This is a genomic window from Marisediminitalea aggregata (assembly GCF_900129565.1).
In the GTDB taxonomy this organism is placed as follows: domain Bacteria; phylum Pseudomonadota; class Gammaproteobacteria; order Enterobacterales; family Alteromonadaceae; genus Alteromonas; species Alteromonas aggregata.
On the sequence record NZ_FQWD01000003.1, the window covers coordinates 283,194 to 304,066 of the forward strand.

The following is a 20,873-nucleotide window of genomic DNA, read 5'->3' on the forward strand; positions in this document are numbered from 1 at the left end:
ATGTATTCAGAATTAAAAAGGCCACATACAAAAAAGCCCCGATATATATCGGGGCTTTGAATGTGGTTGCGGGAGCAGGATTTGAACCTACGACCTTCGGGTTATGAGCCCGACGAGCTACCAGACTGCTCCATCCCGCGTCTGAAACTGTGCACGATTTTTCGTGTTGTTCTGTGACGCTTACTTGCGTTTTTTCTGGTGTCAGCATATTGCATTGCTATGCAAAAACTGAGATTTGGTTGCGGGAGCAGGATTTGAACCTACGACCTTCGGGTTATGAGCCCGACGAGCTACCAGACTGCTCCATCCCGCGTCTGAACTGGGTTGAAACGACTTGGCTTATTAGCGGTGCCGTTCAAGTGGTGCGTATTATACATAGGGATTAGCGGTTAGCAAGGGGTGTTTAGTGAATTGTTTCAAATTTTTGACCAACCGGTTAAATACCCAGCATTCCGCTTATAAAGCACACAGCCTAGGCTTAACACCATTACGCTTTAGCGTATAGGTTCATCTTTTGCGCCAGTTTGAAATCTAACTCACTGAGCCCGTCGGCATCGTGAGTCGTCAAAGCAACCTCAACGGTGTTATACACATTAAACCACTCTGGATGGTGTTTTAGTTTTTCTGCCCAAATGGCAACTTGCGTCATCCATCCAAAGGCACCGATAAACCCTTTAAACTTGAACGTTTTGGTAATCTTGTCACCTGCTAACTGCCACTGTTGTTGCTCTTCCAGACCATCGTTCAGCGCACTCAGGTGTTCCTGTATTTGTTCATTCGTTAACTTTGTTGCCATTTTTATCCCCTCTTCTTATATGTTGGCTTAGTGCTTTCACGTTACTGAATAAAGCACCAAGAAAAAAGAACAGAACGCAATCTATTCACCAACAACCTGTAAAGGTCTCGTTGCATCGCAAGCACTCATTGCGATGTCTGTAATTATTACATTATTTTGTAAGATGGTTTTATTTCAATGCCAGGCCTCTTCATCAAATACCCGGCAGCGTATGGCTATTTAAAGGGTATCCGGGGAATGGAACAAAGCTTGCAAAAACTCACTGATATACAGTAATGCAAAAAGCGTTTTATAAGAGGCAAACATTAATGGAATTCCCTGGCATTGAAACCTTCTGGCAACTGATAAACGAAAAACTGCAAGTCTGGATGGAAACTGGCATTAAGCACTTACCCAACCTGGCTGTCGCCATTGTGATTGCAATAGCATTTGGCGTTGTCGCAAAGGTAATCGGTAAGCTCAGCCAACGCGTTCTTCGAAGAACGTTTGATTCTCAGCAAATTGTTAGCTTACTGACTTCGATTATTCGTGTTGCTATTGCAACGGCAGGTATATTCATTGCGCTGGACTTTATTGGTCTGCGCGGCACAGTTACATCGTTATTGGCAGGTGCCGGTATTGTTGGCCTCGCCATCGGCTTTGCGTTCCAGGACATTACAGAGAACTTCATTGCGGGTATTGCTATGGGGGTAAGAAAACCCTTTCAAATTGGCGACGTGATTAAAGCGGAAGGTGTGTTTGGTACTGTTGAGGCAATTAACCTGCGTAACACACACGTGATGACATTTTTCGGTCAACGCGAAATTATTCCCAATAAAATCCTGTTCAGGAACATCCTAACTAATTACAGCGTCAACGGTAAGCGACGTCTCGAAGTTCCTGTGGGGATTTCCTACGCCGACGATCCGGAGCAGGCCGCCAGCGTCATCACCGATGCGATTAATCAATTGGACTTTGTTGTAGATAAAGAGGAAACCGACGTGTTTGCGGCGTCTTTTGGTGACAGCAGTGTCAACCTGCTCGTCTGGTTCTGGATTGACTATCCCGGTGAACCCGGCTTTATGATTGCAAGGCATAAAGCGGTTGTAACGATACAAAAAGCTCTGAATGAAGCAGATATCCTGATCCCATTCCCTATCCGTACACTGGATTTTGGCGCTAAGGGGGGAGAAACTCTGGGACAAGTCATTAAGGACAATAACCTGAGCCAGTATTCGGACAAAACCGCTGATAATAACCCAGACTAACTGGTCGGATGATATATAAAACTAATGAAAAAATTGATCAAATATTAATATTACTGATACATTAAGGGCGTTCGCGAATTAAGGCGCCCTTATTATGAATCTGAACAGAATTGATTTAAATCTCTTCGCCGTGTTTGATGCCATTTACACAGCGGGTAATTTAACGAAAGCAGCTGATATTCTTTGTATCACTCAGCCTGCTGTGAGTAATTCACTGTCGCGTTTACGGGAACTACTCAATGACCCACTGTTTGTGCGCACTGGCCATACAATGACACCTACGCCAGTTGCTCAAAACATTATCGGCCCCGCACGTCAGGCTTTGGAGCTATTGCGAAAAAGTGTGCAACACAGCCATGATTTTGATCCCTCCATTGCGGAAAAAACGTTTCAATTCGCCTGTCGGGACCTTATAGAAGCCAGTATATTGCCCAGGCTTATTGCAAGAATTGAAGCCCAGGCGCCACATATCGCCATATCAAACTATGATATCGCACGCGTCGATGTCACTAATGCAATGGCCAGTGGTCAACTCGATTTCTACGCAGACAGCGCCACCATTACCGATCCCTATCTGCAAAAACGAAAAATTGCCGAGGACCGTTTGGTTGCAGTAGCCAGGCCTGAACACCCAGCTTTTTCGACAGCGTTAACCCTGGATACGTTTTTAGAATATGGCCATATCAAAATTGCTCCTCGTAAAGATCTGGATTGCGCTATTGATATTGAACTGGCTAAATTAGGTCATCAACGCCGTGTAGCGATGCAAAGCCATCATTTTTTAACGGTACCCAGTGTATTGGTTAAAACCAATCTGATAGCGTGCCTCCCCTATCATCTGGCCAAACATTACGATTTGGCAGTTGCTGAACTGCCGTTCACTATGCAGCCGACCAGTTATTATATTTATTGGCATATGAGTGCAACCGACGACCCGGCACACAAATGGGTACGCGAACAGTTATTTAAGGCCGCGGAATCATTTCAAGCTGCCCCGCCAAACTCGGAAGCAGCTTAATAAAGCCAATATGTATAGCCTGTTATAATCGTCCTTTCCCCTAACAGGCTTCTATTACAAAACGTTCTAAATAACAAAAATCTTTATAAATCAAAAGCATATCGAAAATTCACATTCTGAAATCAGCTAAATAACCGATATATCAACAAACTGACAGGCAGTGGAAAGCTGTCGTGGAACGGACTTAACTTATTGTTTAAAAAAGATTTTAATCTGTCAGGTATGAATAAAACCTTACCTGTTTGGTATTTATTAAAATACCTAAGTATGTCACCTACCATTTATCCATTGCCGTTTCCGATGTTTAATTCATTCAACAAAACAAAACAACAAAACTGACTTAAACCATTAATACTGCTTAGTAATTAGGAGCTGACCATGTTGAAAATCGTTAAGACTTCTTTAGTTATTGCTACAGCCACTTTGGCGTTTACCGGTACGGCACACGCGAATGTTGAAGAAGCACTGGCTAATATCTGTAATATCGTTACCGCCGACGACAAAGGTGAATTGCGTAAAAAAATTCGCTCTGTTGAATCAGATTACCGTCTGAAGTTACATGACTACTATTCCGGTATTTCGTGTAACGGTCAGAGTCTGATCCGCACTGCAATTGAAAATAACGCAGTTGAAGTTGGCACGTTACTAGTGAAAAAAATGCCAAGTAAAGAGTTACAGGCGCCTGAGAAAGATGGCAAAACTCTACAGGCTTGGATTTCTGAAAACGGTCACCAAAGCCACGCAATTGCTTCGGTACTGGAAGGTCGTTTATAAGCGACTGCACAAAATGCATGATAACCATGTCACCATTTCAACATGGTTGCAGGGAGGTTAGCAGTCCCCTGCATTAAAAGGCGCCGAAAGGCGCCTTTATTTTTTTCTGCTAGATTTTAGTTCTCTGCCTAACCACCAAAGCCTGCTCAAAAAAACTCTATATCGTTGTCGACCACGCTTTTGGTGCTTCTATTCAGTACTTCAATACGATCCCGACCGTTGTGTTTTGCCAGGTACAATGCTTCATCTGCTATTTCTATCATTGTGGGGATGGGTGTATACGGATTGACTTCAGTAACGCCAATACTCACCGTTATGTGACCTGAGGGAAAACTAAACTGTTTTACACTTAAACGGAAGCTATCCAGTAAAGCGAGTGCTGCTGTCTTATCTGTCTGGTTAATAATAACCACAAATTCTTCTCCGCCGTAGCGGAACAAGAAATCGGCATGCCGAAAAGATTTACGCATTAAATTGGCAAAGTGTATGAGCACTTCGTCGCCTTGCATGTGACCAAATTTATCGTTGACCTGTTTGAAGTGATCAATATCCAGAATCGCCATGAAAGAGCCTTTTCCGGAAGGTGCCATCCCTCGATAGAAATTTAAAACTTGTTCCAGTGTCGTGACAAACGTCTGACGATTATGCAACTTGGTCAGTAGATCCCTTTCTTTAACGTCAAACAAGTTGATTTGGTGCTCGTAAATACTGGCCAGGCCTTTAACAATTTCATAGTGGTAATCCGACACTTCGCCCTGGATCAACACCAGTTTCTCAGGTGGCTCGTCTTTATTAACGTAAATACTGATAAACGCCTGGTTACCGATTACGTGTTTGCCGACGCCACTGGTTCCTTCTTTATACACATATTTCACTACTGAGTGATATTCATCGGTAAAGTTTTCGTCTAGGGATAAAGGGAATTTTCTAATTAGAGGCTCAACATCCGACCCTGCCTCCGCTCGATTTCCCAATATCTCGTATGATGAAACATCATTGATAGTGTCTATTTCATTAAGAATCGTAATCAGCGCTACATTCAAATCGTGAAAAGTTTTGGACTCGATAAGGCGTGAAGACAACGCAAATGCGGTCTGTAATTGTTCAAAGCTCATAGGCAACATTCATAACAAACAACGTGATAGAAGAAAGTTGAATAAAATAAGCATTGTTGAGCATCAGGGAATCGTCAAATTCTCAGTCATTTTTTCTTAGACAAGTCACCTTTATTAACCCTGGTCAATAGTATTTTTTTGAAAAATACAGTAAATATCGCGAATTCAATATTCATGTGAGGTATTAAAAAAAATCTTTGGATACCCTCAGCAAACAAAAGGCACTACAACCAAATAACACATAAGCGTTTGATACTATTACATTTATAACAAATAACGTGGCTAATATTCAAAACCAAATCCCCCGCGCGCTCACTCCATAACGTATTACCCAATATACCCATGTATGGTGCTTGCTGTTTTTTCATTCGATTTAAGACGCTTTAATAGCCTCAACAAACAAACGAACTGCTACGTACATAAAAACATCTAACGAGGATTTAACCATGTTGAAATTTGCTAAAACTGCTGCTCTTATTGTTACTGCTGGTCTGGGTGTATCTGCTACTGCACAAGCTGACGTAAACGAAGCTCTGGCTAACATCTGCACTATCGTAAGTGCTGATGATAAAGGCGAACTGCGTAAAAAAATGCGTTCAGTTCAATCGGATTACCGCCTGAAACTGCACGATTACTACACAGGTATTTCATGCAACGGTCAGAGCCTGATCCGCACTGCTATCTCTAACGACGCGGTTGAAGTAGGTACGCTTCTGGTTAAGAAAATGCCAAGCCGTGACCTGCAAGAACCAGAAAAAGATGGCAAGACTCTGCAAGCATGGATCAATGAAAATGGCTTGCAAGACCACGCTGTTGCTCAGGTCCTGACTGACCGTTTATAAGAATTTCGTGAAACCATGTGTTCATGACACCAGTCAACATGGTAGCAAGACGGAGACGTCTTGCAGATAAGGCGCCTAGTGCGCCTTTTCTTTTTGGTGCGAAAAAGCCGGCTATAAAGGTATGCTGTTTCATCATTTCCACAATAACGTATTAAAAAAAATACGCATGTATGATCCACAACATACCCCTGCTATTCAGGATGGGGTTTAATAAATGTACAGAACATTTGGGGATGTCTGATATGAAAACCATGATGAAATACTTAACTGCTGCCAGCTTCATTGTCGTCGCGCCGTTTGTAAACGCAGATGATCATTCCGGTACGGAAATGCAAACCGCAAAAGAAAGTCAGGTGCAAATGACTAAGAAAGCCCGTCATAGTGCCAATGGCCTACCCGTAAAACAGTTGTTGCTTCGCGCTCAAACCAGCCAGGCTTCGCAGGTTAACCACTTCGATGCAAATGTCGAAGCACGCACGCTGCACTTACCTGCACTAACGCAATTACGTTAATACTCCCCCAATAGCGCAGGCTTATAAAGCCTGCAATGCTTTTTGCATCGCTTATTCCATTTAGCGCCCTTTTATCATCATCCGACACTTCTATTGTCATTTAATTGGGGTACACTGCGCCTACTTTGTTGTACTGAAGTAATTACAGGACCCCACAATGATCACAAAACGGCACGCCTCTGCTGTGCGGATGCGTAAATTAGTCGCCGCTCTGCCATTAGCGTCAGTTGTAATGACAGCACAAGCTCTGGCAGACAACGAACTACAATTAGAAGTCATTGAAGTTAGCGCGCAAAAACGCCCCCAAAACCTTCAGGACGTGCCCGTCGCGGTTACTGCGCTTTCGGGAAATGTGCTCGCAGAGAAGGCCGCCTTCGATATTTTTGACATTGAACGCACTGTTCCAACGCTGTCAGCATTCCAGAGTCAGAGTGCCACAAACAGTGCTTTTGCTATTCGAGGCATTGGTACGTCTTCTCAGAATTTTGGTTTTGAATCTTCAGTAGGCCTTTATGTAGACGGTGTTTACCGCGCACGTCAAAACTCAGTGATCAACGACCTGATCGATATCAGTAGCGTTGAAATTCTGCGCGGCCCCCAAGGCAGCTTATTCGGTAAAAACACGCCATCAGGTGCTGTCGTTATGCAAACACAGGCCCCCGACTTCGACAACAGTGGGTTCTTTCAATTAAGCGCTGGCAATTTCAACCTGCTGAATATAAGCGGTGCCAGCTCATTTACAGCTAAAGAAGACGTGTTAGCATTTCGGGTGAGCGGATTTAGTTCACAACGCGATGGTTGGGTAGATGATGTTAATCACCCCGACGCCGAACTCAATAACCGCGCCCGCTCAGGTATTCGATTACAGGCCCTGTTCACACCGAACGACGATGTATCAGTCAGGTTCATTGCCGATTACGCAGAACTGGATGAACGTTGCTGCGCGGCGCTGACCTGGCAGGACAATACACAGGCTAACGCCATTCCCGGCAAATTAGGCACCGATGCGCTTTTAGGCTCTCCGCTATTAGGTGCAACGCTATATACCCGCGAACACTATTTTAATTTCCAAACGGCATTGTCTGACTCTCCGCGTTCACGCATGCAGGACAAGGGCTTATCTGCCCAGATCGACTGGCAACTCAATGATAGCCTATCGTTAGTCTCAATCAGTGCCTATCGTCAGTTCGATAGCTATGACTATACGGATACGGATTTTAGTGACGCTGATTTGTTATCCACGACCAATGACGCTGATCAACAGGCTGTCTCGCAAGAATTGCAGTTGCACTATAGCCGGGCAGATTTCAACGCAATTATTGGTGCGTTCTTTTTTCACCAAAAACTGGATCTGGCGTTTACCAATCATATCGGCGATGACTTTCCTACCTTCTTTGCGGCAAGTGCCAGCGAACTAACGCCAATGGTTGACGGCCTGAATACGCTAAGTGCGTTGTCGGGCGGCTTCATTGCCCCTGCTGCCGCAGCTACGCCGGGCGGCACGGATATTTATCATACCGCCAATCAAACCCAGGACAGCATTGCACTTTACGCACAATCAGACTGGCAGTTTGCTAAGGAATGGACGCTGACAACGGGGATGAGATTTACCCGTGAAGACAAATCCCTGCGCGGCGAGTACACCGAAACCGGGCCGGGCATTGACGGCTTATCGATGGATCCCGCTGACATACCCAATCCATTTGCAGCGGGTCCAGCACTCGCAGCCATTGGCGCAGCACTAAGCTCTGGCTCCCTGCCCGACTCCGCATCACTGGCAGCAGTCGCACCGTTTCAAACGGCAGGCTGGGGATTCTACTTTTTAAATACGGCATCGGTATTGCCTCGTCCACCCATGCAGGAATCATTGTCGTATAACAACGTTAGTGGCACCGTAAAAGTGAGCTATCAACCTGCAGAAAATCAGCTAATCTATGCGTCCTGGGCAAATGGCTTTAAATCCGGCGGTATTAACACTGATCGCATTGCGCCAGGATTTAACCCGGTATTTAACCCGGAAAAATCCAATGCCTTGGAACTGGGATTAAAGCAAGACTTTCCAGAGCAGGATTTGCGGATCAACCTTGCGGTTCACCGCACCGATATTGACGATTTTCAGGCCACTACCTTTACCGGCACCGGATTTAATTTGCAAAATGCCGGCACCATCGAGACAAAAGGCCTGGAGGTTGACTTAACCTGGCTACCGCTCGCCAGTACACAGGTTACGCTCAATTTTGCCCGCACGCTGGCACATTTTGATGAATTTGATAACGGCAGTTGCTGGGTTGCTTATACCTGGCATACAGGCATCGGCGACCCGGGCAGACAACAGCCTTCAGACCCATTCTGTTCTCGCGCTGGTGACCGGGTAGGCTTTGAACCGCAGACCCGATACACCCTGGGTGTGGAGCATTATGCTGACGTGTTCAGTTTCCCCACTACCCTGCGACTGGATTATCAGTACACGGGGGATTTGTTCCTTGATGACACTAATGACCCGTACAAACACGTCGACGCTTTCGATATCGTAAACGCCAGTTGGTTATGGGAAATCCCAGCCTGGCAAAGCCAGCTTATTTTGTGGAGTAAGAACCTGTTCGACACTGACTACGTCGCCAAAAATGGTTTTGATGTTCCGGTACAGACCGGAAAAATCATGGCGTATCCGGGTATGCCACGCACCTTCGGCGTTACCGTGCGCACACAATTTTAAGGATTCCTGTATTTTATTGAACGAGATCAAGGAAGATCTCAGCCATTCCGTTAGGCTAGCCTCATTGCAACGATATTACCGTAATGAGATCCGAGCCAACCATGACCCCAACGCCTGACTTTTTTGACCCCGCTCTGCTTCGCAAATACAATTTAAATGGTCCTCGCTATACCTCCTACCCCACCGCATTGGAATTCAATACGGAAGTCAACGATACCAGCTTATTGACGGCAGCGGCTGACAGCCCGACCAACGCGTTGTCGCTGTATGTACACATTCCTTTTTGTCACCAGCTTTGCTACTACTGCGGTTGCAATAAAATTGTTACCCGACATGCCGACAAAGCCGACCGCTATCTGGACTATTTGGCCAAAGAGATCGCCTTGCGACAAAAGGCATTTGCTCACTACAAAGTGGGCCAATTACACTTAGGCGGTGGTTCACCGAGCTTTTTCACTATTGAACAACACACCCGACTGATGACAATGTTACAGCAAGCCTTTACGTTTAAGGTCGATGCTGAGTGCAGCATTGAAATTGATCCGCGCCATGTCGATGAAGTCTATCTGACCGGACTGGCAAATCTGGGCTACAAGCGCCTGAGTATTGGTGTGCAGGATATCAATTACGACGTACAACAGGCCATCAACCGGGTGCAGAGTACATCTCATATCGCTGAGCTGGTGTCACATGCGCGAAAAACCGGCTTCGAGTCAGTCAACCTGGACCTGATTTATGGCCTGCCACACCAAACTGAACAGAGCTTTAAAACGACACTGGCTGCCGTTAAAGCCATGGATCCCGAGCGTATTTCGCTGTTCAGCTATGCGCATTTACCTGACCGTTTTGCGGCGCAACGCAAAATAAAAGATGCCTGGCTTCCCAGTGCAGAAACTAAACTCGCGCTGATGAAGCTGGCGATGACCAGCCTAACACAGGCGGGTTATGCCCTCATTGGTATGGACCATTTTGCCAAACAATCCGATGAACTGGCTATTGCACAACAGCAAGGCAAGCTCCATCGTAATTTCCAGGGCTATACCACCCGGGGCGAGCTGGATATGCTGGGATTGGGCGTCTCATCCATTTCTGCGGTTTACGACATGTACGGGCAAAATCCCAAGGCCCTTAACGATTATTACGCCGCACTGGATTCGCAAAATTCTGTTGTAGTGAAAGGTACGCAGCTGAGTCGCGACGACATGATTCGCCGCGATGTGATCATGGCGCTGATGTGTAATCTGTATCTGGACATCGATGCTATCGAAACCAAATGGGACATCGTCTTTCACCAGTATTTTTCAGAATCACTCGACAAACTGACGCCGTTTATTGTGGATGGATTGGTAGGTTTGTCACGCAGTGCCATCGAAGTAGCGCCTAAAGCGCGGTTGTTAATTCGCATTATCAGCATGAGTTTTGACGCTTACCTGGCAGGTCAGTTACACCAACAACGCTATTCGCGGGTGATTTAAGCGCGCGCAGGTTCAGGCAGTGAGCCAGCGCCAAAATACGCATATACCGCTTCTCCTGACTGTATGGCAAGATGTCGGGCGGCAGGGGCTTCAAGCAACGCAAAAAGCGTCTGGTTGCCACAATTCAGAGTCAGTCGCTGAACACCTGTCTCGGAGTCGGTATCGAGGCTTTTAACTTTCACAGGCAAACGGTTAACGTAGCCTATTTGCGCAGGCGCCAGGGGGGTTCGAGACACCAAAACCTGACGGGCATCCACCAATAAACTCGCGTTTTTCTCCCCCTGCTCCACCGCGCGTGTAACCACTTTGTTTTCCCCTACCGCAAAAACAGTAAATTCATCTTCATGCTCTACTATCGGGCCTTGAAGTAAACAGCCTTGCAATGCACTTACTGGCTCACTTGCCTCTGCCTGTGAAAGTGCGTTTGCCGGCATGTCCTGAATGGTCACTTTACCCTGTCTTAGTACCGCCACCTCATCACTGTACCGGGCTATATCCTGCCAGTCATGGCTTACCCAAACCACCTTACAAACACCCTGAGTACGGCGTTTTAGCTTATGCAGAACCCGTGTTCGCAATTTTGTGTCCATGGCACTGGTGCTTTCATCCATCAATAATATCGAAGGGTTTGCCAGCAGGCCCCGGGCAAGTGCGACACGCTGTGTTTCTCCTGCCGACAGCGCGGTAACGGCTTTGGCCAATAAATGCCTGCATTCGCAATCATCAACCACGCTTTTAAAGCTCTCATCAGTCACACCGTTATACCGGGCGACGACCTGCAGGTTCTCCTCCACACTCAAAGCAGGAAACAGCGGTGTTTGCGCTGAAACCAACACAATATTATCCCCGGCCGGATGAGCCCAGGACGCAAAACCTTCAACCTGCGCCGCAGACTCGAGCCCGGCCAGACACCGCAACAACGAGGTTTTGCCAGCGCCAGACGCCCCAACAACGCCGAGCCAGTCAATGTCAGGCCCCAGCGTAAGACGCGCTGACAATGTAAAATCACCGCGCTGACAACTTACATGACACGCCATTGCATACCTCCTTTGCCCTGCCGCCAATACAACATAGCCAGCATGGCTAGCGAGATAATCAGCAGCACTGCAGCAAGTTGATGCGCTTGCGTATAGTCCAGTGCTTCAACGTGGTCGAATAACGCAATGGAGGCGACGCGGGTTTCACCGGGAATATTGCCGCCAATCATCAGCACAACCCCGAATTCTCCGATGGTATGCGCGAAACTTAAGCCGGCTGCAATAAGTGCATGAGGCGCAATAGCTGGCAAAACGATGTAGCGCCAGCGGGCAACACCCGGCAATTTGAGCATGCGGGCGGTATCCAGCAACGCCGGTTGCAGTTGGCAGAACCCGGCATGAAGGGGTTGCACAGCAAAAGGCAACGAATAGAGAACGGAGCCTATTACCAGCGCCTCAAAGGTGAAGGCCAGCGGCGTGCCAAACAGCGCCTGCCAAGTTTGCCCAAACGCGTTATTTGGCGAAAACGCGATAAGCAAGTAAAAGCCCAGTACGGTAGGCGGTAACACCAATGGCAACGCAATGACAGCTTGCACCAGCGCTTTACCCGCGCCCTGCCAGCGACTTAATCCCCATGCCAGCGGCACTGCAATGACCATTAGGATAAGCGTTGACACCAGCGCCAGTCTGGCAGTTAGCCACAATGCCTGAATATCCATTATGACTTACCTGCACTGGCAGCTAGCGGTAAATATCCTAACGCCGTTAACTGTTGCTGGACGTCATCAGACACCATAAAGCCTGCAAACTCTCGGGCGGCGGAGACCTGCGCTGACCGACTCACTACCACCAATTTCTGAATAATCGGCTGGTGTAAGCCCGCATCAATCAACGTGCAATTGAGCTGGTAGCCAATGCATTGAGACGCCGCCACTATCGCTAACTGAACGTTGCCGGTTTGCCAGAATTGCAGAGTTTGTTGAATATTGCTGCCGCGTATCAGATTCGCAGACAGTTGCGACCATAGCCCCATTGCCGTTAACGCCTGTTGTGCCGCGCTACCGTATGGCGCGAGTCTTGGATCGGCGATGGCGATACGGGTTGCGTCAGTTGCGTTGCGTAATGCGTTCAGGCCGTTTTCATTTGCGCCTGCTACAGCCAGTCTGCCTTGTGCGTAAATCAGGGCGTCTTTAGTGTGAGCCAGGCCCTGCTCTACCAGCGCATCGGGGCGCTTTGCATCAGCAGACAAAAACACATCGAATGGCGCGCCATGCACGATTTGGGCAAACAGTGCGCCACTGGACCCAACAGTGATGCGAACGGTATTGCCACTTTTTGTTTCGTAGTCACGAGCCAGTTCGGCGAGCGGTTTGGCAAAATTTGCCGCCACAGCCACATTCAGCGTGACAGGTTGTGGCGTGCTTTCAGCTATCAACACAGAAGGCCACAGCAGACCGACAGCCAGCACAATCAGGGAGGGCAATCCTTTTACGCTTTGTTGCATGAAGGCCCTTTTTCTGCGCTTAACCACCGCATTGCCGCTTTATCGTCATCGGCTTTGGCCGCGACCCAGCAAGCCACGTCGTCTTGCCACTCTTTTTTCCAGATTGGGACCGATTGCTTTAGCATATCCATGATATATGTCGCCGCCAGAAAAGCCTGTTCACGGTGTTGAGAGGCCGTGCCTACCCACACGATCTGCGCATGATTCGCAAGCTTGCCAACCCGATGAACAATACCGGCGTCAACAATATCAAAACGCTGTGATGCCTGCGCCAATAGAGCCTCCAGAGCGGATTCCGTCATGCCTGGATAATACTCCAGTTCAATCCCCTGGATCCCGCCCTGTGCGTTAAAATCGCGAACCAGACCGGTGAATGTCACAATGGCACCAGCGCCTTGTAACACCGAATCAGCCGCTAATTCATCGTAAAGCTGCTGCTGAGAAAAGTCGTTGTTTTGTACCCGTGCGAACACTATTACCCTCCGGTGACAGGCGGGAAGAACGCCACTTCATCCTGCTCTGCGATTACCGTGTTTCCGTCGCAGAGCGATTGGTTGTGTGCCATCAGCACATTACCTTGCAATGCCTCGTTCAGCGCAGGCGACTGCTGCATAAGCTGATTGCGTAACGCATCAACGGTAGCGGGCTGTGGCAACGGGGCTTGCAGACTCTCCACGCCAGCCAATTCCCTGACTTGTGCAAAAAACTTAACGGTTACCATGTTGCCAGTCTCCGGTTTTGCCACCGCGTTTCTCCAGCACGTGAATGCCGGTCATTGTCATATTGGGATCGACCGCTTTGCACATATCGAACAAGGTCAGAAGTGCAACATTAACACCGGTAAGGGCTTCCATTTCAACACCAGTCTGGCCTTTTAATTTGCACCGGCACTGCACCACAATGCTGGGCGTTACTGCATCAAATTCAAAAGTGATATCCACTTTACTTAGTGCTAATGGATGGCATAAAGGGATCAGGTTGGCGCATTGTTTAGCGCCTTGTATACCAGCAATACGTGCAGCTGCCAGCACATCACCTTTAGCGGCACGATTCTCACTGACTTCAGCAAACGCTTCCTGAGAAAGCAACAAGGTGCCCTGTGCTATGGCTTCTCTGGCAGTCACCGCTTTGTCACTGACATCCACCATATTGGCTTCGCCCTGACGATTTACATGTGACAACCCCATTTACATGGTTCCTTTCAGGTGGCCTACGAAATTACACGGGCGATGGGTACTGTTCAGCTGCGACTGAATAATGCCCTCCCACGCCGTCCGACAAGCGCCGGTTGAGCCAGGTAAACAGAAAATGACCGTACGATTAGCAAAACCCGCGATGGCTCGTGACTGTACGGTGGACGTCCCGATTTCCTGATAGCTCAAATAACGGAATAATTCGCCAAAGCCGTCAACGTCTTTGTCAAACAACACCCGCAACGCTTCTGGGGTTGAGTCTCGTCCGGTAAAGCCGGTTCCTCCCGTAACCACTACAGCCTCAACGGCCGGGTCGGCAATCCAGGCAGACACCACCGCTCGCTGACGATAGATATCATCTGCAACCAGTTCTCTGGCAATTACTTTGTGACCGTCGGCTTCAACGGCTTCCTGCAAATATTGCCCTGATGTATCGGTGTCGAGGGTTCGGGTATCAGAGACGGTAAGAATGGCAATATTGACGGGTAAAGCTTCGGTAGTCATAAACGTCCTTTAAAATTCTGCTGCGACCAGACTGTCAAATTTGGTACATTATGCGCTTTATTGTAACGCTATCAAAGTGCTAACTATGCCAAAACCCCTTCGTTATGCCCAGGCTTTGCGCTATAACCGGCAAATTGTGCTCCCGCAAATTGACCTCGACGGTCAGGAGCGATGGCAACAGGCCCGGGTGTTGGTTATTGGCATTGGCGGATTGGGCTGTAGTGCGGCGCAACAATTGTGCAGTAGCGGCATTGGCCACCTCACACTGGTAGACGAAGACATTGTAGAAGTGACTAACTTGCCCAGACAGTGTTTGTACAGCGACCAGCAAATTGGCATGCGGAAAGTGCAAGCCGCCCGGGACAGGCTTCATGCTATCAATCCGGAGTGTACGATTCAGACGCTATCAAAAAGGGCTGATGACGGCTTGCTACAGGCACTGATACCTGACCATGATATCGTGTTGGATTGCACCGACAATTTGCAAAGTCGAGAAACCATCAATGCGGTTTGCTACCAACACGCAACGCCTTTGGTCAGCGGCGCTGCGATACGTTTCGAAGGCCAGCTTATGCTGGTCGACCCAACGCAATCAAGCGCCTGCTACGGATGTTTGAGTGCGCTAATGCAACCGTCAGATTTGTCTTGCACGGAAGCCGGTATTTTCTCCCCGGTAGTCAATATGGTTGGCGCGCAGCAAGCTCACATAGCCCTACTGTACCTGATTAACCAATCCCCTACCCAGGCCGCCGTGTTGCATACTTACGATGGCCGCTCGATGCAATGGGCTCAATTTACCATCCCGACTAATCAACACTGCCCTGTGTGTCAGGGAAAACAAAAAGAGAACACCTGAACGATGATCAATACCGTGAATAAATCACATATCCGGGTAGCCCAAAATGCCTCGGGCCGCGCTATGAACGTGCCCGTGTATCATATCAAAGGCAAACGTCCGGGCCCCAAAGTGTATATCCAAAGTTCCATTCACGGTGCGGAAGTCCAGGGCAATGTGGTGATTTACCACTTGATCCAGTGGCTGCAAAACATGCCGATCAGTGGTGAAATTATTCTGGTTCCGAATTGCAACCCGGTAGGCACCAATATTAAAGCCGGAGAATACACACTGGGCCGTTTTGACCCGGTTAACGGCACCAACTGGAACCGTGGCTATTATTACGATGCCAGCGAAGTCGCTGAGTTTGCAAAAACGGTAACGTCTGAAGAGTCTGTGGTGTCTGTAAAACAGAGATTCAGAAATCACTGGCGCCAGGCCATAGAAACCAAACTAGCCAGCCCCTGGGGACTGGGTCTGGCACAGCAGCTCAACCTGCGCCTGCAACAAATGGCCGTTGATGCAGACTATGTGCTGGATTTGCACAACGGTCCGGTGTCGACCCGGCACATTTACATTCCCGAATATGCCAAAGCCAGTGCTACCCTGTTTAACTTTCCGCACTGCATTTTCATTCCCAATGTGTTTGCCGGGGCATTAGACGAAGCCACCTTTTGCCCCTGGTGGACACTGACTGATTTGCTGAATGAACGCGACAAACGTCAGGTAGATTTCGGCGTCGAAGCCTTTACGCTGGAAATGGGCAGTCAGGAAGTCATCGATTTTGACGAAGGTGAAATCGATGCCACCAGTATTTTAAGTTACCTGACAGCAAAAGGCTTGTTACCGGAAAGTCAGTTAGAACCTGCCAATATGACTCGCCTTGGTGTGAACTTAAGCGACTACAAAACCCTGTTTACCCAATGGGGCGGCATGGTCCAATACTGCGCCAAGCCCGGCCAGCACGTGAAGGAAGGTGAGTTGCTTGCAAAAGTACTCAACATTGATGAACTGGACAACGAGCAAGGCAGCGTCGATATTACCGCTCCTTGCGATCTCATTCCCATGCTGCACTTTCCCTCAGCTTCAGTGCTAAGCGGTACGCAGCTTTATAAGTGCTTCACCAATTACGTCACGATCACTGAGAAGTCGTAGGCTAATATGCCAACAAAAAAGCGCCGCAGTAGCGGCGCTTATACATTGTTAAATAGGCGAACCCGGTGGTAAGGGTTGTGGCTCAAACGCAATCGGCCATGTGCCGGTATCCCAAAAGTGATTCAGATAATGCTCCAGCGCGCGGTAATGCGCCACATCGTCTTCGTCTTCCAGCCACTCCGTCAACGTCATTAATTCAGCGGTAACGGCCAGTTTCACCTCCGGTGCGGTGTCGTTGGCCAGTAACGCTTTAATAATCGATTGTACGGCGACCATTTGTAGTCGCATCGCCAGGTTACTGGTCACTTCTTTCTTGCGGTAAAAATGTACCGACAAAATCTTGCGTACCACATCATCAACGCCCGGAATACTTGCCTGCAAACTGTGCTGATAAGCCAACCGGTTCATACGCTCGGGATGCAACAGTAATGACAGACTGAACGCTGCCGCACTCTCCGCAGCGCTCACCGGGTCAAACACCCGGCCCATTCTGCCATTAAACTGTTCGCGTGTTTGCGCTTCAGCAAAGGTGGGCGGTGGCAACAACTTAATAATAGACTTAGGTAGCGACAGAACCTCCGGGGCAGAGGCATCAATCAGTCGAATCATAGCGTCGTTTTGCGTACTTGCCGCCACAAATTTTACGCCTTTGGCACTACTGTTATCACCTTTATTTTCGTATTCATACTCAATGCCGCCTACCTGCTTGGCCACCGCTTCTAACTGATATCTATGTAGCAAATACACAGGCACTAGCGCATTTTCTAACGACGATAAACTCGCACCGGGTGGTAACGTATTCAGACCCATCTTGTTGAGGGCAACCTGACGTACCGCTAACAAGTGATCAAACTCTTCGATAGGGTCAGCGCCGTTATCCCACAAGTGCCCGTCACTTGAACCGTGGTGAGAAGCGCGCACGTCGGCGTCGGACTTGTATTTTAATCCGGCCATACGCGCCTGAGTCACCAACGTTTGTAATGCAGCATCCTCGTCTGTGTCATCGGCAAAATCCTGATAACCGTATGCAATTACATAGTCATCCCATGCGCCCATGCCTACGTCATAAGCATCGTCCAGGGAAATGCTATCGCCATCCAGCGTAATGGTTGGATGCGGGTAATCCATTACCGACTCACGGCCGTTTTCACTGGCGGCAAAGTTGTGCGCAATACCCAGCGTATGACCGACCTCGTGGGCAGAAAGCTGACGAATACGCGCGAGCGCCATTTCACGTTGGGCTGACACATCACCGCCCGTGTCAGTGAACGGACTGGTTAAGCCCAGTGCAATCAGAAAGTCCTGACGCACCCGCAGCGAGCCCAGTGTGACATGACCTTTGATGATTTCCCCGGTTCGCGGATCAACCACCGATGAACCGTATGACCACCCACGCGTAGCACGGTGTACCCAGTTGATCACGTTATAACGCACATCCATAGGGTCGGCGCCTTCCGGTAACACTTTCACCTGAAACGCATCTTTGTAACCAATGGCTTCAAAAGCCTGATTCCACCAGCTGGCACCATCGCGCAGTGCGCTCATTACCGGTTCTGGAATGCCCGGGTCCAGGTAATAAACAATCGGTTCTACCGGTTCGCTTATCGCAGCCCCCGGGTCTTTTTTAGCCAGTCGATGGCGGCGAATGAACGCCTGCTCCATGGACTCGGTAATGGGCGCGGAATAGTCCTGATAAGCGTGTTTCCAGTACCCTGAAAACGGATGAAAAGCGCGAGGCTCATAGCCATCGTCAGGTAGTGCCACGAACGAATGATGTAAGTGCACGGTAACGGCATCCGCATCCGGTGTGACCTGCTGAAGGTAAGCACCGGTCCCTTGGCCACCAAATGTCACCAGCGCCTCAAGCTCCGTGTTCAGTTCAAACGCTTTGGTTCGCGGTAAATACACGCCACTGCGCTTCGGATCAGCTTTGAACGTGCCCTGCTTTCTGCTTTTTAGTCTTTCGGCAATGCCGTGAATATCGCTGAATAACTGGTCGGTGTAATCAATCACCACCGCACCGTCTGATTCCGCCTGAATCACAAAGCCAGCAATCACCGAATCAGCAAAGGCTTCATCAATACTGGCTTTTTCCGCCGGATTCTCAGCACTGGCCCGGAAATCCGTGTTCAGTTGCTTAAGCAGAATTTTGTTGCCGAAACGCTCAAACTGCACTAACCGCGTTGCGCCCAACTGACCGCGATCCAACCCAATATCATTCGATCCCACACCATGTGGCAAGCTCGACTGGAACAACAGTGGCGTGTCGAACGCACTGATTTTAAGATAAACCTTGTCGTTTTCCTTGTCGTAAAAAACAGGAATAAACCCGTCTTGTTTTTGCATGGATTTTGTCATTGTTTTTATGCTGGTTGCAGCCAAAGCCACATTACTCAACAAACAAGCACTGAGCACTAAAATGAGTATGCGCACCCTTTCCTCCCGAACCGTTTCCCGTGGTGATGTCATTGTTATACTGCAAACGCATTGCAGACTAGGGGCTGTTGACCCTAGTTTTAACACCAAATTACCCAAATTTTCCCACCAACACCATGCGCAAGTGACAAATGCCCCAACAATGCCGATGAAAAAGTCACTTTTCGCGAAAAATTGATCCAGATCGCAAACTCTTTCCCACTAGACATCAGAATCCCGTAACTAAAAATACGCTTGATCTGTATCAACACGCGAAATCAGGTCACTCGCTACTCTTCAATCATTACAAATTCGTTACATTCAAAGCGAGCATGGGCTTACAGTTTCATCAACACGACGTTACCCGGGCGCAAACAACCCTGTTTGAGCGTCGCCTGCACGAGCAACTGGATCAAATTGAAAGTGAGCTTGAAAAGCCTTGTTATAACCGGCCTGAGGTAAGTTTTGGCGCTGAGCTTGAGATGTACCTAATCGACCGGCACTTTATGCCAGCGGCTCTCAACGAAGCGGTGCTTGGAAAAGCCAGAGTAACGGGTCTGCAGGAAGAGCTTAATCAGTACAACATTGAATATAACCTTGACCCGGTCGACGCCCCTGGTACACCTTTTACCCATTTAAAACGTCAACTAAGTCAGGGCACCCGGGCTATTGACCAAACCGCGAGTATGTACGACGGCCATGCCGTTGCCATTGGCATTTTGCCCACGCTATCAAACCACCACCTTACCCTTGATTTTTTAACCAACCGTCCGCGTTACAAAGCCCTGACCAGCGCGCTAAAAGGGCTTAATAAGGGCCCGTTCCAAATCGATATTCACGGGCAAGACACCGTCAGAACACAATGCGAAGAGGTCACACTGGAAGGCGCTAACACCTCGTTTCAGTTTCATCATCGCGTACCGGCAAATCAATTCACTGCATACTATAATGCCGCGCAGCTAACCACGCCTCTGGTACTTGCGTTGGCGGGGAATTCGCCCTTTTTCCTGGGAAAACGCTTGTGGCAGGAAACCCGAATCGCGCTATTTAAACAATCTATTGATTATCGCGACCATGCAACCGGTCGGTGGCGCCAGCCTGCCCGTGTCAACTTTGGCAATGGCTGGTTGCGTCAGGGCGTGGCGGAATGTCTCACCGAGAGTGTTGCGCTTTACCCGCCAATTCTGCCGGTCACTGCCGAGCGAATAGATAAAACAGCTCAGCCATTCAGTGAACTCTTGCTTCACCATGGTACGGTGTGGAGCTGGAACCGGGCGGTGCTCCAACCCGGTCAAAAAGGTCATGTCAGAATCGAATACCGCAGTTTGCCGGCAGGCCCAACGATTGATGACATGCTGGCCAACGCCGCATTACAGGTGGGATTGGTTGAGGCATTATCTGGCGAATGTGAAACCTACCTTCGCCGGCTGCCTTTTCGTTTTGCAGAGTACAATTTTTATCGCTGTGCACAGTACGGGTTGAATGCCCGGATTATTTGGCCACAGTTGCGCCAACAAGGACTGTCTGAGCAGCGCGTGACCGATGTCATTGCTGACTTATTACCCCGCGCTGATGAGGGCCTTGCGTCAATAGGTATCGATAAGACGGAGCGCGACCATTATCTGAATATTATTGAACACCGGCTGGCAAGCCGACAAACCGGCGCCAGTTGGCAGCTTAGCGCATTTCAGCGCCTGAGTGCTAATCTTGCGCCCCACCACGTGCTGCCTGAATTATGCCGGCAATATTATCAACGCAGTCTCGACGGCCAGCCCGTTGCCAATTGGGAGTAATC

Annotated in this window: 20 protein-coding genes and 2 tRNA genes; 10 read left to right on the forward strand and 12 right to left on the reverse strand. The window is 48.7% G+C overall.

Annotated elements, in window-relative coordinates; translation table 11 throughout:
* Positions 1-63 precede the first annotated feature (63 nt).
* The 3 genes from BUB81_RS09270 to BUB81_RS09280 form a co-directional block, all read right to left on the reverse strand.
* A tRNA-Met gene (locus BUB81_RS09270) sits at positions 64-140 on the reverse strand.
* 96 nt (positions 141-236) lie between these two features.
* Positions 237-313: transfer RNA gene (locus tag BUB81_RS09275), tRNA-Met, on the reverse strand.
* A gap of 174 nt (positions 314-487) precedes the next feature.
* The gene (locus BUB81_RS09280) at positions 488-796 is read right to left on the reverse strand and encodes a 4a-hydroxytetrahydrobiopterin dehydratase (RefSeq protein WP_073321833.1); all 309 of its coding nucleotides are present in this window, start codon (positions 794-796) and stop codon (positions 488-490) included.
* Between the two features lie 308 nt (positions 797-1,104).
* Here BUB81_RS09280 and BUB81_RS09285 point away from each other — a divergent pair, with 308 nt between their 5' ends.
* The 3 genes from BUB81_RS09285 to BUB81_RS09295 all read left to right on the forward strand — a co-directional run bounded on the left by BUB81_RS09285 (position 1,105) and on the right by BUB81_RS09295 (position 3,835).
* Positions 1,105-2,043 carry a mechanosensitive ion channel family protein gene (locus BUB81_RS09285; RefSeq protein ID WP_073321836.1) on the forward strand — a complete coding sequence of 313 codons (939 nt, stop codon included), beginning with the start codon at positions 1,105-1,107 and terminating at the stop codon, positions 2,041-2,043.
* Positions 2,044-2,137: 94 nt separating this feature from the next.
* Positions 2,138-3,061, forward strand: coding sequence for a LysR family transcriptional regulator (locus tag BUB81_RS09290; RefSeq protein WP_073321839.1), 924 nt, complete (start codon positions 2,138-2,140; stop codon positions 3,059-3,061).
* 378 nt (positions 3,062-3,439) lie between these two features.
* Positions 3,440-3,835: a DUF3718 domain-containing protein gene (locus BUB81_RS09295; protein WP_073321842.1), complete on the forward strand. Its 396-nt coding sequence runs from the start codon at positions 3,440-3,442 to the stop codon at positions 3,833-3,835.
* Positions 3,836-3,981: 146 nt separating this feature from the next.
* On the opposite strand, the gene BUB81_RS09300 is transcribed toward BUB81_RS09295, so the two are convergent.
* On the reverse strand, positions 3,982-4,950 hold the full coding sequence (locus BUB81_RS09300) for a GGDEF domain-containing protein (protein WP_073321845.1): 969 nt from the start codon (positions 4,948-4,950) through the stop codon (positions 3,982-3,984).
* Between the two features lie 446 nt (positions 4,951-5,396).
* Between BUB81_RS09300 and BUB81_RS09305 the strand changes: the two genes are divergently transcribed.
* The 4 genes from BUB81_RS09305 (at position 5,397) to hemN (ending at position 10,495) form a co-directional block, all read left to right on the forward strand.
* Positions 5,397-5,792, forward strand: a complete 396-nt coding sequence (locus BUB81_RS09305; RefSeq protein WP_073321848.1) for a DUF3718 domain-containing protein — start codon at positions 5,397-5,399, stop codon at positions 5,790-5,792.
* 242 nt (positions 5,793-6,034) lie between these two features.
* On the forward strand, positions 6,035-6,304 hold the full coding sequence (locus tag BUB81_RS09310; RefSeq protein ID WP_139241545.1) for a hypothetical protein: 270 nt from the start codon (positions 6,035-6,037) through the stop codon (positions 6,302-6,304).
* Positions 6,305-6,461: 157 nt separating this feature from the next.
* Positions 6,462-9,020: a TonB-dependent receptor gene (locus BUB81_RS09315; RefSeq protein ID WP_073321854.1), complete on the forward strand. Its 2,559-nt coding sequence runs from the start codon at positions 6,462-6,464 to the stop codon at positions 9,018-9,020.
* A gap of 83 nt (positions 9,021-9,103) precedes the next feature.
* Positions 9,104-10,495, forward strand: coding sequence for an oxygen-independent coproporphyrinogen III oxidase (gene hemN / locus BUB81_RS09320; RefSeq protein ID WP_245819150.1), 1,392 nt, complete (start codon positions 9,104-9,106; stop codon positions 10,493-10,495).
* Here the strand turns inward: hemN and BUB81_RS09325 are convergent.
* From BUB81_RS09325 to moaB, 7 genes are read right to left on the reverse strand one after another with little or no spacing between them, the layout of a single operon-like run.
* Positions 10,492-11,532 (reverse strand): ATP-binding cassette domain-containing protein, encoded by a 1,041-nt coding sequence (locus BUB81_RS09325; protein WP_073321860.1) that lies wholly within the window; start codon positions 11,530-11,532, stop codon positions 10,492-10,494. The two genes, hemN and BUB81_RS09325, sit on opposite strands and share 4 nt — an antisense overlap.
* Positions 11,517-12,191: a molybdate ABC transporter permease subunit gene (gene modB, locus BUB81_RS09330; RefSeq protein ID WP_073321863.1), complete on the reverse strand. Its 675-nt coding sequence runs from the start codon at positions 12,189-12,191 to the stop codon at positions 11,517-11,519. Before modB ends, BUB81_RS09325 begins: the two co-directional genes overlap by 16 nt.
* On the reverse strand, positions 12,191-12,976 hold the full coding sequence (modA, locus tag BUB81_RS09335) for a molybdate ABC transporter substrate-binding protein (protein ID WP_073321866.1): 786 nt from the start codon (positions 12,974-12,976) through the stop codon (positions 12,191-12,193). The genes modB and modA overlap by 1 nt, the downstream gene beginning before the upstream one ends.
* Complete coding sequence (locus tag BUB81_RS09340) at positions 12,961-13,449, reverse strand: molybdenum cofactor biosynthesis protein MoaE (RefSeq protein ID WP_073321869.1); 489 nt, start codon at positions 13,447-13,449, stop codon at positions 12,961-12,963. Before BUB81_RS09340 ends, modA begins: the two co-directional genes overlap by 16 nt.
* A 2-nt stretch (positions 13,450-13,451) precedes the next feature.
* Positions 13,452-13,697: a molybdopterin converting factor subunit 1 gene (moaD, locus tag BUB81_RS09345; protein ID WP_073321872.1), complete on the reverse strand. Its 246-nt coding sequence runs from the start codon at positions 13,695-13,697 to the stop codon at positions 13,452-13,454.
* The gene (gene moaC, locus BUB81_RS09350) at positions 13,684-14,163 is read right to left on the reverse strand and encodes a cyclic pyranopterin monophosphate synthase MoaC (RefSeq protein WP_073321875.1); all 480 of its coding nucleotides are present in this window, start codon (positions 14,161-14,163) and stop codon (positions 13,684-13,686) included. The genes moaD and moaC overlap by 14 nt, the downstream gene beginning before the upstream one ends.
* Positions 14,164-14,673: a molybdenum cofactor biosynthesis protein B gene (gene moaB / locus BUB81_RS09355; protein WP_073321878.1), complete on the reverse strand. Its 510-nt coding sequence runs from the start codon at positions 14,671-14,673 to the stop codon at positions 14,164-14,166.
* Positions 14,674-14,758: 85 nt separating this feature from the next.
* Between moaB and BUB81_RS09360 the strand changes: the two genes are divergently transcribed.
* Positions 14,759-15,529: a HesA/MoeB/ThiF family protein gene (locus BUB81_RS09360; RefSeq protein ID WP_073321881.1), complete on the forward strand. Its 771-nt coding sequence runs from the start codon at positions 14,759-14,761 to the stop codon at positions 15,527-15,529.
* A 3-nt stretch (positions 15,530-15,532) separates the two neighbouring features.
* Positions 15,533-16,663, forward strand: a complete 1,131-nt coding sequence (locus BUB81_RS09365; protein ID WP_073321885.1) for a M14 family metallopeptidase — start codon at positions 15,533-15,535, stop codon at positions 16,661-16,663.
* Between the two features lie 48 nt (positions 16,664-16,711).
* Here the strand turns inward: BUB81_RS09365 and BUB81_RS09370 are convergent, their stop codons facing one another.
* A complete protein-coding gene (locus BUB81_RS09370) occupies positions 16,712-19,132 on the reverse strand; it encodes a zinc-dependent metalloprotease (RefSeq protein ID WP_084526397.1) in 2,421 nt (806 codons plus the stop codon).
* Between the two features lie 278 nt (positions 19,133-19,410).
* Here BUB81_RS09370 and BUB81_RS09375 point away from each other — a divergent pair, with 278 nt between their 5' ends.
* Positions 19,411-20,871 (forward strand): glutamate-cysteine ligase family protein, encoded by a 1,461-nt coding sequence (locus tag BUB81_RS09375; RefSeq protein WP_073321891.1) that lies wholly within the window; start codon positions 19,411-19,413, stop codon positions 20,869-20,871.
* Positions 20,872-20,873 lie beyond the last annotated feature (2 nt).